Source organism: Nocardia sp. NPDC005745, assembly GCF_040630775.1.
Lineage (GTDB): Bacteria > Actinomycetota > Actinomycetes > Mycobacteriales > Mycobacteriaceae > Nocardia.
Genome location: NZ_JBEXYF010000015.1, coordinates 73608 through 87585 on the forward strand (window position 1 = coordinate 73608; position 13978 = coordinate 87585).

16 protein-coding genes are annotated in these 13978 nt (G+C 66.9%); 8 read left to right on the forward strand and 8 right to left on the reverse strand.

Going from position 1 to position 13978, the window contains the following annotated elements; all coding sequences use genetic code 11:
* The 4 genes from ABZ420_RS17765 to ABZ420_RS17780 form a co-directional block, all read right to left on the reverse strand.
* Complete coding sequence (locus ABZ420_RS17765) at positions 1-513, reverse strand: TIGR04338 family metallohydrolase (protein WP_357123561.1); 513 nt, start codon at positions 511-513, stop codon at positions 1-3.
* Between the two features lie 115 nt (positions 514-628).
* On the reverse strand, positions 629-1474 hold the full coding sequence (locus ABZ420_RS17770) for a DUF2786 domain-containing protein (RefSeq protein ID WP_357123564.1): 846 nt from the start codon (positions 1472-1474) through the stop codon (positions 629-631).
* Between the two features lie 62 nt (positions 1475-1536).
* Complete coding sequence (locus ABZ420_RS17775) at positions 1537-1899, reverse strand: hypothetical protein (protein WP_357123567.1); 363 nt, start codon at positions 1897-1899, stop codon at positions 1537-1539.
* On the reverse strand, positions 1889-2377 hold the full coding sequence (locus ABZ420_RS17780) for a hypothetical protein (protein ID WP_357123570.1): 489 nt from the start codon (positions 2375-2377) through the stop codon (positions 1889-1891). Before ABZ420_RS17780 ends, ABZ420_RS17775 begins: the two co-directional genes overlap by 11 nt.
* 458 nt (positions 2378-2835) lie before the next feature.
* Here ABZ420_RS17780 and ABZ420_RS17785 point away from each other — a divergent pair, with 458 nt between their 5' ends.
* From ABZ420_RS17785 to ABZ420_RS17820, 8 genes are all read left to right on the forward strand, one after another.
* Positions 2836-4137, forward strand: coding sequence for an ABC transporter substrate-binding protein (locus tag ABZ420_RS17785; RefSeq protein WP_357123573.1), 1302 nt, complete (start codon positions 2836-2838; stop codon positions 4135-4137).
* A 131-nt stretch (positions 4138-4268) separates the two neighbouring features.
* Positions 4269-5210: a sugar ABC transporter permease gene (locus tag ABZ420_RS17790; protein ID WP_357123815.1), complete on the forward strand. Its 942-nt coding sequence runs from the start codon at positions 4269-4271 to the stop codon at positions 5208-5210.
* Complete coding sequence (locus ABZ420_RS17795) at positions 5210-6103, forward strand: carbohydrate ABC transporter permease (protein WP_357123576.1); 894 nt, start codon at positions 5210-5212, stop codon at positions 6101-6103. The genes ABZ420_RS17790 and ABZ420_RS17795 overlap by 1 nt, the downstream gene beginning before the upstream one ends.
* A gap of 166 nt (positions 6104-6269) precedes the next feature.
* Complete coding sequence (locus tag ABZ420_RS17800; protein ID WP_357123579.1) at positions 6270-8546, forward strand: transglycosylase domain-containing protein; 2277 nt, start codon at positions 6270-6272, stop codon at positions 8544-8546.
* 250 nt (positions 8547-8796) lie between these two features.
* Positions 8797-9255 (forward strand): effector binding domain-containing protein, encoded by a 459-nt coding sequence (locus ABZ420_RS17805; protein WP_357123582.1) that lies wholly within the window; start codon positions 8797-8799, stop codon positions 9253-9255.
* Between the two features lie 9 nt (positions 9256-9264).
* Positions 9265-9690 carry a GyrI-like domain-containing protein gene (locus tag ABZ420_RS17810; protein ID WP_357123584.1) on the forward strand — a complete coding sequence of 142 codons (426 nt, stop codon included), beginning with the start codon at positions 9265-9267 and terminating at the stop codon, positions 9688-9690.
* A 43-nt stretch (positions 9691-9733) separates the two neighbouring features.
* Complete coding sequence (locus ABZ420_RS17815) at positions 9734-9991, forward strand: type II toxin-antitoxin system Phd/YefM family antitoxin (RefSeq protein ID WP_357123587.1); 258 nt, start codon at positions 9734-9736, stop codon at positions 9989-9991.
* Positions 9988-10257 (forward strand): type II toxin-antitoxin system RelE/ParE family toxin, encoded by a 270-nt coding sequence (locus ABZ420_RS17820; RefSeq protein ID WP_357123590.1) that lies wholly within the window; start codon positions 9988-9990, stop codon positions 10255-10257. The genes ABZ420_RS17815 and ABZ420_RS17820 overlap by 4 nt, the downstream gene beginning before the upstream one ends.
* Positions 10258-10317: 60 nt before the next feature.
* Here ABZ420_RS17820 and ABZ420_RS17825 read toward each other — a convergent pair whose 3' ends face one another.
* The 4 genes from ABZ420_RS17825 to ABZ420_RS17840 all read right to left on the reverse strand — a co-directional run bounded on the left by ABZ420_RS17825 (position 10318) and on the right by ABZ420_RS17840 (position 13974).
* Positions 10318-11418: an inositol-3-phosphate synthase gene (locus tag ABZ420_RS17825; RefSeq protein WP_040871179.1), complete on the reverse strand. Its 1101-nt coding sequence runs from the start codon at positions 11416-11418 to the stop codon at positions 10318-10320.
* The gene (locus tag ABZ420_RS17830) at positions 11411-11968 is read right to left on the reverse strand and encodes a PadR family transcriptional regulator (RefSeq protein WP_040871180.1); all 558 of its coding nucleotides are present in this window, start codon (positions 11966-11968) and stop codon (positions 11411-11413) included. The genes ABZ420_RS17825 and ABZ420_RS17830 overlap by 8 nt, the downstream gene beginning before the upstream one ends.
* A gap of 113 nt (positions 11969-12081) precedes the next feature.
* Positions 12082-12879, reverse strand: a complete 798-nt coding sequence (locus ABZ420_RS17835) for a DUF1707 domain-containing protein (protein ID WP_357123593.1) — start codon at positions 12877-12879, stop codon at positions 12082-12084.
* 3 nt (positions 12880-12882) lie between these two features.
* Positions 12883-13974 carry a DUF1707 domain-containing protein gene (locus ABZ420_RS17840; RefSeq protein WP_357123596.1) on the reverse strand — a complete coding sequence of 364 codons (1092 nt, stop codon included), beginning with the start codon at positions 13972-13974 and terminating at the stop codon, positions 12883-12885.
* Between the last annotated feature and the right edge of the window lie 4 nt (positions 13975-13978).

Genomic DNA, 13978 nt, shown 5'->3' on the forward strand with positions numbered 1-13978 from the left:
TTACCCGATCCGTACCCCGCAGCCCAGCATTGTCGTCCGCAAGAGCAACGCCGCCTCAGGACCGATAACGCCGTCGACCAGTTCCACATAGCGGTCACAGAACTCCGGACCGTGCGCGGCCACCGACTCCGGGGCTGCCTCCAGGTGATGTGCCAATTCGTGCAGGATCACCAGTTCCCGCAGCGCCCAAGCGGTGCCGCCGGTGTGCAGCGGAACCGCTAACACGTTCCCGGCCGCCTCGTAATGCGCGGCGGTGGTCCCGGCCCGCGAGCGGACGCGCACCGCCACGGCGGCCCGGTCCCACCGCGCCCGTATCCAATTGAGGGCCAGCACCTTCTCCGCATAGCTCTGCACGGATTCCACCGAGGCGAAGCGTCGCTCGATCGGCAAGGTGAGCTGCGAACCGTAGAGTTCGACGGTGCGCGCACCGTGCTCGTCGGCGCGATCGAACACCCCGCGTACCAACTGCTCGGCGTCGTATACCTTGGCGCGCTGGCTGTCGCGCACCGTCATGGTCGCGCAGCCGATCTCGCGACAACGGGCATAAGCCGGTTGCCGAAACCCGCCGATGCCTCCGACGATCGCGCGTGGCCACCCCAGCCCGCACGCCCGACGTTGTGCACGCTGGTCAACCGCCCTCGGGGGAGCCCAACTTACGCCGGGCAGCCGGGAGTTCGGGCGAGGTACCGATCCGTGCGGCCCGGCCCGCGCGATCCCCCGCCGCCCGCGCCGCCGCCGAATGCCCCGCCGACGCCTGCGGCCCGCGCCAGGTGCCGCGCGCCTCCGACGTCTTGGCGTAGAAGTCTGTGAGCTCGATCTCTTTGGCGCGCAATGCCAGCGCCGTGCCGGTGGCCTCGGCTTCCCGTGGCAACACCTCCGCTTCGACCTCGGCCTTCACCTCCGTCAGCCGTCGCCCGATCCGCGCGGCGAACGCCATCTGGAAGTTCAGCCGTGCTGTCACACCCGCGACCGGCGCCTGCACCCGGCGCCGGACCGGACGACCCCATCGCTTCTCCACCACGATCTTCTCGACGGTCGCCGATTTGTACGCGCCCGACTTGATGTACTGGTCGGACGCGCGCACCATCTGCACGAGCAGGCTGGCGTAGAGCGCCTCGCAGGTATCGATGTCCGAGTCGAATCCATACGCGTAGACCTGCGTCGAAGTACGGGCGACATCGCAGCGCACGTCGTTCGCCGCCGCGATCGCGACGAACAACTGGACGTAGGTCCGCAACCCGCGCTTGCCCGGTTCACCGATCGGGATGACCCGCTGCACCGGCGTGGGCCTGCGCTCGCGTCCCGCGATGTGCGCCCGCGCCACCGCGAGGTCGATGGACGACTTCGTGGCCAGGCGCTGAGCCGCGGCGAGAAACGCTTCGGCCTCGTGCTCGTTGTCGGTGGCCTCGGCCTTGCGCAGCAGCCCACCGATGCGCGTGAGCATCCGATCGGGAACCGCGTTCGGCGAAGTCATCGCGCCCCAGCCTAGTGGGCGTAGCCGGTCGAACTCCGTCCGATGTCGGCTTCGATCGAGAACTAGGTCATTCGCTCGCTCGGTACCGCGGTGAGCCCGCTGGGTCCGATCACGATGTCGCAAGGGACACCGAGTCGATCCATCTCGTACAGCGCCTCGTACAGGTGAGTGGACATCAGCATGTACCACCAACTCGAGGGCGTATGGTCGGGTTCGTCATCCGGAACCCTCGACGCGATCCGCGCGTAGTAGTCACTGATCGCCTCTTCACTGAACTCGATCGCGACCGGCGGCGCCAGCTCGACCTCCCCCCGGGCCGTGATCCTGAGCCCGCCCTTCTCATCGGTCGCCACGCGAAGTCCCAACCCGCGCGCGGCGCGGGCCACCGATTCGGTCAGCTCGGCTGACGTCGGATCAGCGTGCACACCCACCTCCTGGAAAAGCCGTAATGATCTTTCCACTGCCAGTAACGATTACCGTAGGTTGAACGGTCTGTGCAATCTGGCCGGTCACTTTGTTGACGAGGTAGATCTGGCCTGTATAGCAGAACTTCCCGCCGTCTTGCGTCGTGAACTTGTCCGGCGAGGACAGTGACTTTTCGATCGCCATATCAACGATATCGCGCCAGTTACGTCGCTCGATCGCCGCCAGGCCCTCCCATTCGGCCATGTGGCGATCCTTGATATGGCGGAATCCACTGTCCCTGTTCCCGCACAGCAACGCGCCCGACTTGCCTCCCACAGGCCCGGTAGTGATCGAGAAGGTTCTGACTACTTTTGCGTCGTTGTCCGACACCCCGCAGGCACCCCAGACTTGGGGTTCGGCTGCAGCGGGTGATGCGAATCCCAGAACAGTGATTCCGGCGCACACAGCAGATAATGCCACGCGAATTCCGATAGACACGCGAATTCCTCCCCCCGCGATAACGCGGCGAACTCAACTCCCATCAACTGCAAGTGCCTGCCTGCATGTCTAGGCACCCCTCCGCGAGGAGAGCACTTCCGAACGACGGCCGCCCACCCGCGAGCCGGATCACCGAGATCCAAGTGGAACACACTCACAGAGACAGGTAGTGCAACCTCGAACCCCTGTCGGGAAAATGGACACCGAACATACGAACCCCCCGTCGGTAGCACGAGACTACCACCGAATCATCGAGTGGCGGAGGATATTACGAATTGCCCCAGCATCACCGGAACCACCTTGTGGCCACCGCGTGTACCGCCGAGAGCATCCTGGGAACAGGCTCCACAAGCTGCTCCTACCGCCACTGTCCCGCACTCCGGATCGACACCATGTATCTTGCCTTGTGCACCGGCAGGGTGTGCTGCCGCTCACGAAATGATCCTGGAGTGTTTGCGATGGCTGTGAAGAAGGTGTCGTCCCTACGTTCGTCGCTGGTGCCGCGAGCCGCGGTGGCGGTCGCCTCGGTCGGGCTGCTGATCGCGACGTTCACCAGCGCCTGCTCCAGCGACAGCGGCGGCAGTCCGACCAGCCAGAACCTCACCGGTCGAGGGCCGATCACCTATGTCGAGGGCAAGGACACCACCGAGACCGGCGCGGTCAAGCAGCTGATCGAGCGCTGGAACGCCGCGCACCCGGACGAGCCGGTGACGTTCAAGGAACAGTCGAACGACGCCTCGCAGCAGTACGACGACCTGGTCGAGCACATGCGGTCCAAGCAGTCCAACTACGACGTGGTCGCCTTGGACGTGCCGTGGACCGCCGAGTTCGCCGCCAAGGGCTGGATCCAGCCGCTGAAGGACTCCTTCACCATCGACACCAGCGCGCTGCTCTCCCCGCCGGTCGCAAGCGCGACCTACAACAACACGCTCTACGCCGCGCCCCGCAACACCAACGGCGGCCTGCTGTTCTACCGCAAGGACCTGGTGGCGAACCCGCCCAAGACCTGGAACGAACTGCTCGCCCAGTGCCCCATCGCGCGCCAGCAGAACATCGGTTGCTACGCGGGCCAGTTCGCGCCCTATGAGGGCCTGACCGTGAACGCGGCCGAGGTGATCAACGCCTATGGCGGCAGCTTCGTCGGCGCCGACGGCAAGACCCCCACCGTGAACAGCGCGCAGTCCCGCGCCGGACTGAAGGTGCTGGTCGACGCGTACAACAACGGCGACATCCCCAAAGAGGCCATCACCTTCAAGGAGCCCGAGTCCAGCAACGCCTTCGCGCAGGGCAAGCTGATGTTCCTGCGCTCGTGGCCGTCCACCTTCGGTGACGTCGGCGGCGAGGCCTCCGCCGTGAAGGACAAGTTCGCGGTGGCCCCGCTGCCGGGAGAGAACGGCGTCGGCGCCTCCACCCTCGGTGGCTACAACGCGGCGATCAGCGCGTACTCCAAGAACAAGGCCACCGCGCTGGACTTCCTGCGTTTCCTGATCAGCGAGGACGCGCAGCACATCGTCGCCGCGGGCGCGCTGCCCTCGGTGCGCGCGTCCATGTACGACGACCCGGCGCTGATCGCGAAGATGCCGTACCTGCCCGCACTCAAGGACTCCATCTCCAGCGCGGTGCCGCGCCCGGTGACACCCTTTTATCCCGCGGTGAGCAAGGCCATCCAGGACAACGCTTATGCTGCGTTGAACGGAACCAAGTCCGTCGACGACGCGATCACCGGGATGCAAAAGGGCATCGAAACCGCCGGATCGTGAGCGGTTGAGCGCAACGGACCCGACGAACCCGCAGGAGAGAAACGGTGTCGGATCCTTCGGGAACGGCGACTAGCGTGCCGAAAGACGACGAACTCGTTCCGGCCGGGCGCGGCTTCGCCGCCAGGACGGCCCTGGAATTGCGACGATCCGGGAAAGCCTGGGTGTTCGTCACGCCCGTGCTGATCGCGCTCGCGGTCGTCATCGGGTATCCCGTGATCCGGGCGCTGTGGATGTCCTTCCAGAAGGACCCCGGCCTCGACCCGGCGACCGGCATGTTCGTCGAAGGCGGCAACGCCGGGTTCGCGAACTACACGCACTGGCTGCTGCAGCAGTGCCAGGTCGCCACCGGCGAGACGGTGGCCTGCCCGACCGGCAACCTCGGCTCGCAATTCTGGGTGGCCATCGGGGTCACCCTGTTCTTCACGGTCGTCACCGTCGCGCTCGAAGCGACGCTCGGCCTCGGCATGGCCATGGTGATGGGCAAGACTTTCCGCGGCAGGGCGCTGCTGCGCGCGGCCGTGCTGATTCCGTGGGCCATCCCCACCGCCGTCACCGCGCGGTTGTGGGAGTTCATGTTCCAGTACGACGGCGTGGTGAACCGCGTGCTCGGCACGCACATCCTGTGGACCTCCGACGCGTGGCCCGCCCGGTTCGCGGTGATCGCGGCCGACGTCTGGAAGACCACGCCGTTCATGGCGCTGCTGCTGCTGGCCGGACTGCAAGTGATTCCGGCCGACGTGTACGAGGCGGCTCGCGTCGACGGCGCGTCGGCCTGGCAGCGGTTCACCCAGATCACCCTGCCCCTGCTGAAGCCCGCCCTGCTGGTCGCGGTGCTGTTCCGGACCATGGACGCTCTGCGGATGTTCGACCTGCCCGCGATCATGACGCTGGGCAACCCGTCCACCCGCACGGTGTCGATCCTGGTGGTCGATCAGGTCCGGCAAGGCCCCAACAGCGCGGCCGCGTTGTCCACGATCACCTTCCTTTTGATCTTCGCCGTGGCGTTCGTACTGGTGAAGATCCTCGGCGCGAACGCGGTTCGCACCCAGGAAGAACAGCGGGAGGCGCACTGATGTCCGTGCAGACGGCGCAAAAGCCGGTGACCGACAAGTCCGCCGCGCGGCCGGTTCCGTGGACCAAACGACTCGGTTCGGTACGCCTGTACCTCGGGGCGCTGATCGTGCTGGTCTGGGGTCTCGCGCCGTTCTACTGGATGGCGGTCACCGCGTTCCGCGACCCCGACTACACCTTCGACAACACTCCGTGGCCGACCCACGTCACGCTGGAGAACTTCCGCAACGCGTTCGACACCAGCCGCGGCAACAATTTCGGCAAGGCGCTGGTCAACAGCATCGTCATCGGCTCGATCACGACGGCGATCGCGCTGGTGATCGGCGTGCTCGCCGCGTACGCGCTGGCGCGGCTCACTTTCCACGGCAAGTACGTGGTGTCCGGCCTGATCCTCAGCGCCTCGATGTTCCCGGTGGTCGTGCTGGTGACCCCGCTGTTCCAGTTGTTCACCAACCTCGGTTGGATCGGCCGGTACCAGGCGATGATCATCCCGAACATCTCGTTCGTGCTGCCGATGACGGTCTACATCCTCGCGTCCTTCTTCGCCGAACTGCCGTGGGAACTCGAAGAAGCCGCCCGGATCGACGGCGCCACCAAGTTGCAGGCGTTCCGCCTGGTGATGCTGCCCTTGGCCGCTCCCGCCGTGTTCACCACCGCGATCCTCGCGTTCATCGCCGCGGTCAACGAATACCTGCTCGCGCGTTTGCTTTCCAGCGATAAGACCGAACCGGTCACCGTCGCGATCGCACGCTTCTCCGGCAACAACCCGCTGGTCCAGCCGTACGCGGCGATCATGGCGGCAGGCACCATCGTCACCATCCCGCTGGTCGTCATGGTCCTGCTCTTCCAGCGCCGCATCATCTCCGGCCTGACCGCGGGCGGCGTGAAGAGCTGAGCCTTCCGGGGCGGTCGCAGCGCCGGCGGTCGCACATCGCCGCGCTGGTGCGTGCGGCCGGGCCGGAAGCGGAAAGCCGCTTGTGAGAGAACACGGTAAACTCTGGCTTTCGACGCTCTTTTCCGTTCGTTCGTGCAGGTGAGTTCGTCCGGCGCTCCGGGAGGAGATGATCGTGAGCTCGTTCCGCAAACCGCGAGGACGTGGACGCGGCGCCAAGGGGGCTCCCCCGACCGCACCGTATGCCTCGATCGCGGGCTGGACGCGGCGGCCGGATGCGGCGAAGCGGAACGCACGCGAGCGTCGCGAACGCGCGGCGGCCCGCCGGAAATCACGACCGCCCACCCCGCGTCCGGCGGAGCCGGATCGGCCGCCGCGCAGCAGAGCCGAACGTATCCGTCGCCTGCTGCTGGCCTTGTTCATCCTCTTCGGCGTGGTGCCCGCGCTGCTGTCCGTCCTGGCGTACTGGAGCGCCGAGATCCCGGATCCGAATGCGGTGCAGACGAACCAGATCGCGACCATCTTCGCCTCCGACAGCAGCACCGTGCTCGCGAAAATCGTTCCGCCGGACGGAAACCGGACGCCGGTCCCGTTGTCCGATGTGCCGCGGCCGGTACGCGACGCGGTGCTGTCGGCGGAGGACCGCAATTTCTACACCAATCCCGGTTATTCGACTTCCGGCTTCCTGCGTGCCGCACGGGACAACCTGCTCGGCAAGGACAACGCGGGCGGCGGCTCCACGATCACCCAGCAGTACGTCAAGAACGCGTTCCTCGGCTCCGAGCGCACCGTCACCCGCAAGATGCGCGAACTGATCATCGCGGCGAAGATGGCGCGGCAGTGGAGTAAAGACGACATCCTCGCCGCGTACCTCAACACCATCTACTACGGCCGGGGGTCCTACGGCATCGCCGCGGCGGCCAAGGTCTACTTCGGCAAACAGGTAGACCAGCTGACCCTCGCGGAGGGCGCGGTGCTCGCCGCGCTGATCCGGACGCCCTCGATCCTCGACCCGGAAACCCACCTCGCGGACCTCAAAGCGCGCTGGCGCTACGTGCTCGACGGAATGGTCGAGATGGGCGCGCTGGCGCCGGGCGATCGCGACGCGACCGTCTTTCCGCCGATCATCCCGCTCACCCAGATCCCGGACGACAATGTGACCCGCGGCCCCGAGGGCCTGATCCGCAACCAGGTGGTGCGCGAACTGCGCGACTCCGGCATCAGTGAGCGCGACTTGAACAAGGGCGCGTTGCAGATCACCACCACCATCGACACCAGGGCGCAGCAGGCGGTGCTGGGCGCGGTGCGCGACCGGCTCGGTGCGCAGCCACCGGAACTGCGCGCCGCGGTGGTGTCGATCGACCCGCGATCCGGCGCGGTGCGCGCGTACTTCGGCGGCTACGACGGTATCGGCTTCGATTTCGCCCAGGCGCCGTTGCAGACCGGGTCGGCGTTCAAGGTCTTCGCAGCTATAGCCGCGCAGCAGCAGAGCATCCCGCTTTCCCGCGTGCTGGACAGCTCCCCCGTGACCGACCGCGGTACCCGGATCACCAACGTGGACGGCGAATCGTGCGGCAAGTGCACCATGGCGGAGGCGCTGAAGCGCTCGCTGAACACCAGCTTCTACCGGTTGACCATGACGATGTTCGACGGCCCGAAGGCGATCGCGGACGCCGCGCACGCGGCGGGCATCCCGGAGGAACTGCCGGGCGTGCCGGGCAAGACCCTCACCGAGGACGGCGGGCGACCGCTGAACGGGATAGTCCTCGGGCAGTATTCGGTCCGGCCCATCGACATGGCCTCGGCGTACGCCACGATCGGCGCGTCGGGCGTCTATCACCGGCCCTATTTCGTACAGCGCGTGGTGACCGGTGACGGGCGGGTGCTCCTGGATCGCGGCCCGGACCAGCAGGTCGGCGACCAACTGCCCGAGGGCAGGCAGAGCATCCCCCGCAAGATCGCGGAGAACACCACCGAGGCGATGCTCCCGATCGCGGCCTACTCCAATGGGCACGCGCTGAAGAACAACCGTCCCTCGGCCGCCAAAACCGGTACCACGCAACTCGGTACGAGCGATCTGAACAAGGACGCGTGGATGATCGGGTTCACCCCGTCGCTGTCCACGGCGGTATGGATCGGAACCGAGCGGTCCCAGCCGATCCGCACCGCGCGCGGCGCCGACATCTACGGCTCCGGCCTGCCCGCCGACATCTGGAAACAGGTGATGGACGACGCGCTCGACGGCACGCCCATCGAACAGTTCCCGGGGACGCAGGCCCCGGACCGGCCGAATCAGAGCAAGCCTCCCTCGGGCGGCCCCTACGACATCCTCAATCCGCCGCAGCAGTCACCGCAGCGCGAACCCGTCGTGATCATCCCGTCCAGCCCGCAACCGCCCAGGGAGGTGGAGATTTTCCCGGGCCTGAGCATTCCGGTTCCTGGATAGCGATGATGCTGTGACCTTCCGTGGCCCGGCGGAACGCATGACATGGCAGCATCGTTTGCCAGAGTGAGAGCGAACAGCGAGTGCGTCGGAACGGGCCGACGCCGAAACCGCGGAAACGATGCGGAAGGATATGCGCTCGAGCGACGACAGCGCGGCGCGAGCGGCGGGCCCGGAGGCGGTAGCCTGCGCACCATGGAGGGCACCGGGAGCGACGCCAATTGAAGACAGACGAGACATAGGGGCTACGCCGGTGGATTTCAATGTCGTTGACCAACCCGAGGCGCTGGTGGCGGGAACAGTGCTTCGCAGCCCCGCGCTCGCGGTCGAGGGGCCGCGCCGCGCGAAAGTCGAAGAGGCGTGGAAGCGCAACCTGGCCCGCAAGCTGCCCGGACCGCCCACCACGGCGTACGTCGACCACGCGCCGGAGATCAATTCGTACCTGACCCATATCGTCGGCTACCGCTGCCACAGCTTGGCCGACCTGCAGCCCGGCGACGTGCTCGCCCGGGTGCCCGCCGGGCGCTTCGCCCGGTTCATCGCCAGTGGCGACAATCTCGGCGACACCATTGTGAGCATCTGGCGAGCGGTCTGGGACGCGGAGGCCGCGGGGCGGCTCCTACGCGCCTATACCGGCGACTGGGAACACTATCCGGACGCGCGAACGGTGGAAGTCTTCGTGGCATTGGCAGACGATCAGGGCAACGGGTAGGAACAGACAGTGGACTTCGAGATCGTCACTTTGCCGCAGAGCATGGTCGCAGGCCTGACCGTGCCGCTGGCCGGCCGTGAGGTGACCGCGCGTGACCTCGACCTGGTGAACTTCACGTGGGACCGGTATCTGGCGCGGGAGAAGACCGTGCAACGCGTGGCCGCCTACATCGGCCAGAACGATCACGCCGTCGCGGTGCTCGGCTACGAGATCGGCGGGATGGACGAGTTGGACCCCGGCGATGTGCTCACCATCATCCCGCAGGGCCGCTACGCCAAATTCGTCGTCGCCGACAAGCCCTACGACCTGCTGCGCACCGCCTGGGCACAGGTGGCAAAGGCCGAGAACGCGGGAACCATCACCCGCTCCCACACCGCCGAGGTGGAGCGCTACACCGGCCCGGCGTCGGTGGAGGTGTACGTCTCTCTGGACTGAATTCGCGGCCTGCAGTGTACACGATAGCGTGTACACTGCGGGTATGTCGGAGATCAGTATCCGGGAGCTGCGCGCCAACCTCGCCGCCCACGTCCGCGAAGCGGAATCCGGCGAGCAAGTGATCATCTTGCGAGATGGCGCGCCCGCCGCGGCGCTGGTGCCGTTGTCCATGGTGGAGGCGTTCGACGCAGCCGAGGACGAACTTCTCGCGCGGGAAGCCGAGGTCCGGCTGGCGGCCGACGAGCGGACCTTCACCATGGCGGAGGTGCTGGCCGACCTCTTCGAGGACGACAGGAAGTGAAGTACCGCTTCCGCTTCCTGGAGTCCGCACGCCGAGAACTACGCGCCATCGAGCGTCCGGACGCGATGCGGATCCTCACCGCCCTCACGGCGCTCGGCGAAGACCCCTATACCCCCGGGCTCGACGTGAAGAAGTTGTCCGGCCACGACAACCTGTTCCAACTGCGGGTGGGCAGATACCGGGTCGCGTACCGGGTGGACAACGGCGTGCTGGAGATCCTCGTGATCAAGGTCGGCTGGCGAAAAGACGTCTATCGAGGCCTGTAGTCGACGGCAGGTCGGCCGAGGGCATTACCGCCTTCGGCCGACCTCATGCCGGTGCGGTGCCTACTCCGCGCCGATGATGAAGGCTTCCAGCTGGGTGCGCGCGATGTCGTCGGCCAGCTGCTGCGGCGGGGACTTCATCAGGTAGGCCGAGGCCGGGATGACCGGTCCGCCGATGCCGCGGTCCTTGGCGATCTTCGCCGCGCGCACCGCGTCGATGATGATGCCTGCGGAGTTCGGCGAGTCCCACACCTCGAGCTTGTACTCCAGGTTCAGCGGCACGTCACCGAAGGCGCGGCCCTCCAGGCGGACGTAGGCCCACTTGCGGTCGTCGAGCCAGCCCACGTGATCGGACGGGCCGATGTGCACGTCGTTGGCGCCGAGCTCCTTTTTGAGGTTGCTGGTGACGGCCTGGGTCTTGGAGATCTTCTTCGACTCCAGGCGCTCACGCTCGAGCATGTTCTTGAAGTCCATGTTGCCGCCGACGTTGAGCTGCATTGTGCGGTCGAGCTGCACGCCGCGATCCTCGAACAGCTTGGCCATCACGCGGTGGGTGATGGTCGCGCCGACCTGGCTCTTGATGTCGTCACCGACGATCGGGACACCGGCCTTCGTGAACTTCTCCGCCCAGACCGGGTCGGAGGCGATGAACACCGGCAGCGCGTTGACGAACGCGACACCCGCGTCGATCGCGCACTGCGCGTAGAACTTGTCGGCTTCCTCCGAACCCACCGGCAGGTAGGACACCAGCACGTCGACGTTGTTGTCCTTCAGCACCCGCACCACGTCGACCGGCTCGGCCTCGGACAGCTCGATGGTCTCCGCGTAGTACTTGCCGATGCCGTCGAGGGTCGGGCCGCGCTGCACGACGACGTCGCTGGGCGGCACGTCGGAGATCTTGATGGTGTTGTTCTCGCTGGCGAAGATGGCCTCGGCCAGGTCGAAGCCGACCTTCTTCGCGTCCACGTCGAACGCGGCGACGAACTTGACGTCGCGGACGTGGTAGGGCCCGAACCGCACGTGCATCAGACCGGGAACGGTCGCGGACTCGTCCGCGTCCCGGTAGTACTGCACGCCCTGGACCAGCGAAGAGGCGCAGTTTCCCACACCTACGATGGCGACGCGAACCTCTGTGGCGTTGTCAGCCTTCTCGATGTCACTCATGGCCGGTATTTCCCTCTTTCTGTGGTGCCGCCTTCGTCGATTGCTCCGCCGCAATCAACTCGTTGAGCCAGCGCACTTCGCGCTCGCTTGATTCGAGTCCGAGTTGATGGAGCTGCCGGGTGTAGCGATCCAGCGAACCGCTGGCCTTCTTGATCGCCTCCCGGAGCCCCTCTCGGCGCTCCTCGACCTGACGCCGCCTGCCCTCCAAGATCCGCATCCGCGCTTCCGCGGGGGTGCGGCTGAAGAAGGCCAGATGAACGCCGAAGCCGTCGTCGGTGTAGTTCTGCGGTCCGGTGTCGGCGAGCAACTCGCTGAACCGCTCCCGCCCGGCCGGAGTCAGTTGGTAAACCCGTCGCGCACGGCGAGTCGTCGCGCCCGCGGGGATCTCCTCGGCGATCAACCCGTCCGCCTGCATGCGGCGCAGCGTCGGGTAGAGGGATCCGTAGGAGAAGGCACGAAACGCCCCGAGCAGACCGGTCAACCGCTTGCGCAGTTCGTAGCCGTGCATGGGCGCTTCGAGGAGCAGCCCGAGGATTGCCAGCTCGAGCACCGGGCTTCACCCCCTGACTGTTGGGCAGACCTAACCGATGGATGCGACTTTCCACTATATCGGAGCGATACATCTGTGCACAGACGGCGGCCACGAACGGGCGTTGCGCTGGTTCAGTGAGAGGGCGGGAAGACGGCGATCGGCTCGCCCGCGAAAGTGACCTTCGCGTACCCGGTGTCGCCGCCTTTGCACTTCACGTGGATAACCACCACGGGACCGCGGTCGACCGCGCCGGGCGAGTCGAACTCCAGGCTTACATAGCTGATCTCGCCGTCCGGGCACCGCACCGTCTGCGGCGCGCCGGCCAGCAGCCGGGCGATGGCGGGCACGTCTACGGTGGCGAGGTCGAAGGTAAGCGTCCCCGCATTGCGCTCGGAGGTCCGCGAGGTGCGGAAGTCGCCCCGATAGTTGTAGTCGACCGTCTGGGCTGCGTTGCCGGGCTGTTGCCGGTCCACGCTGGCGTACTTCGGGTACAGCGTGACATCGTCGGCGATCAGGTCGCCGAACTCGGCCCGGTACTCCGCGAGGAAGTAGGCCAGGCCTGCACCGGTGGTCATATCGGGAACCTTCTCCGACGACCCGGGCAGATCGATGCCGCAACGACTGATCGCACCAACCATCGCACCGGCGACCAGGGCGGCAGCGATCGTGTAGACCGGCGCCAGCCAGCGCCGCGGCCGCCTGCGGTCGACGCGGACCACCGGGGCGTTCGCGAGTTCGCCCGGAATCTGTAGATCACCGATCAGCGCGTCGAGTTCGCCGAAGGATTTGGCTCGCATCGCCTCCGCGGTCCGCGCGGCGTGCTCGCCCGCGGTGAGCTGGCCATCGGCCAGCGCTGCGTCGAGCAGGCCGCAGACATCGGCGCGGTCGGTGTCGCGGGCGCGGATGCCGCTGTATCGAGTGGTCGCCATCGCCTATCCCTTGAACGGCCGGACAAGGCGAATCTCGCCCGCCGGGGTCAGCGTGAAGTAGCCGCTCTCCCTGACGGAATTGTTCACATGAACGGTGACGGTTGGTTCGGCGGAGCCCCTGTCACCGTTCGCGCTCACCATGAAATGCGACACAGCGCCGCCCGGCACCCGGGTGATCGTGGCCGCGTCGGTGAGCGCCCTGCCGATCGCCTCCGCGTTCAACGTGCCCAGGTCCACCGAGGGCGTGTCGGCCTTGCGCGTCTCGATCTTCCCGGACTGGGCGAAACCACCGCGGTAGTCGTAGGCGACCTTCCGGTTCGGCTGGCCCGGCACCGCCCGGACGAGCGTGGCGTAATCCTCGTACATATTCAGCTCGTCGACTTGGAGGTCGCCGAATTTCCGCTGGTAGTTGCGCAGGAATGTGGTGATTCCCTCGGTGGTGTGCGGGCTCGGCGTAGGGATCACCAAAGGCTGAACCGCCCCTTGGTCCAGCACGGGCAGGGCTTGCGCCGCCGGTCGCGGTTCCTCCGCCTCCCGGGTGACCGCGAGATATCCGGCGCAGGCGGCCAGCAGCGCGGCCACGGTCACCGCACCCACGTACCACTGACGGCGACGCGAACGCGGCGGCCGCGGCGCGGGGGCGACATCGCGGGCCCGCTGCAAGTCCGAGACCAGATCCTTCAGATCGCCCAGGGTGCGCGCCTCCGCGGCGAGTTCGGTGAGGGTGTCGTGCTCCTCTTCGGACAGCTGGCCGTCGGCGCGGGCGGAGTCGAGCAGGTCGCGAGTAGTGGCGCGATCGGCATCGCGCGCCCGGGTGTGATCGGGATAACTTCCTCCGGATACCGAGCGGCGCAATACTTTTCGCGTGGCCGACGAGCGCTGCGCGGTGAACCCGCGCGCGGCGGCGGGGGTTTGCAGATCGGCGGTGAGCGCGGCCAGTTCGCCGAGCGTTTTCGCCGCCGCGGCCTGCGCGATTCGGTCGTGGTACTCGTCGGCGCCGAGCTGGCCCTCGGCGTAGGCGGCATCCAGCAGGCTGGACACGGTGGCGCGGTCGAGGTCACGCGCTCGCGTGCGCCCGGATGCTGCGGTGGACACAGAC

Excerpts from the sequence above, each read along its gene's own strand:
- ABZ420_RS17765 (WP_357123561.1), bottom strand. The coding sequence starts at position 513 with ATGACGGTGCGCGACAGCCAGCGCGCCAAGGTATACGACGCCGAGCAG.
- ABZ420_RS17770 (WP_357123564.1), bottom strand. The coding sequence starts at position 1,474 with ATGACTTCGCCGAACGCGGTTCCCGATCGGATGCTCACGCGCATCGGT.
- ABZ420_RS17785 (WP_357123573.1), top strand. The coding sequence starts at position 2,836 with ATGGCTGTGAAGAAGGTGTCGTCCCTACGTTCGTCGCTGGTGCCGCGA.
- ABZ420_RS17795 (WP_357123576.1), top strand. The coding sequence starts at position 5,210 with ATGTCCGTGCAGACGGCGCAAAAGCCGGTGACCGACAAGTCCGCCGCG.
- ABZ420_RS17800 (WP_357123579.1), top strand. The coding sequence starts at position 6,270 with ATGATCGTGAGCTCGTTCCGCAAACCGCGAGGACGTGGACGCGGCGCC.
- ABZ420_RS17815 (WP_357123587.1), top strand. The coding sequence starts at position 9,734 with ATGTCGGAGATCAGTATCCGGGAGCTGCGCGCCAACCTCGCCGCCCAC.
- ABZ420_RS17825 (WP_040871179.1), bottom strand. The coding sequence starts at position 11,418 with ATGAGTGACATCGAGAAGGCTGACAACGCCACAGAGGTTCGCGTCGCC.
- ABZ420_RS17835 (WP_357123593.1), bottom strand. The coding sequence starts at position 12,879 with ATGGCGACCACTCGATACAGCGGCATCCGCGCCCGCGACACCGACCGC.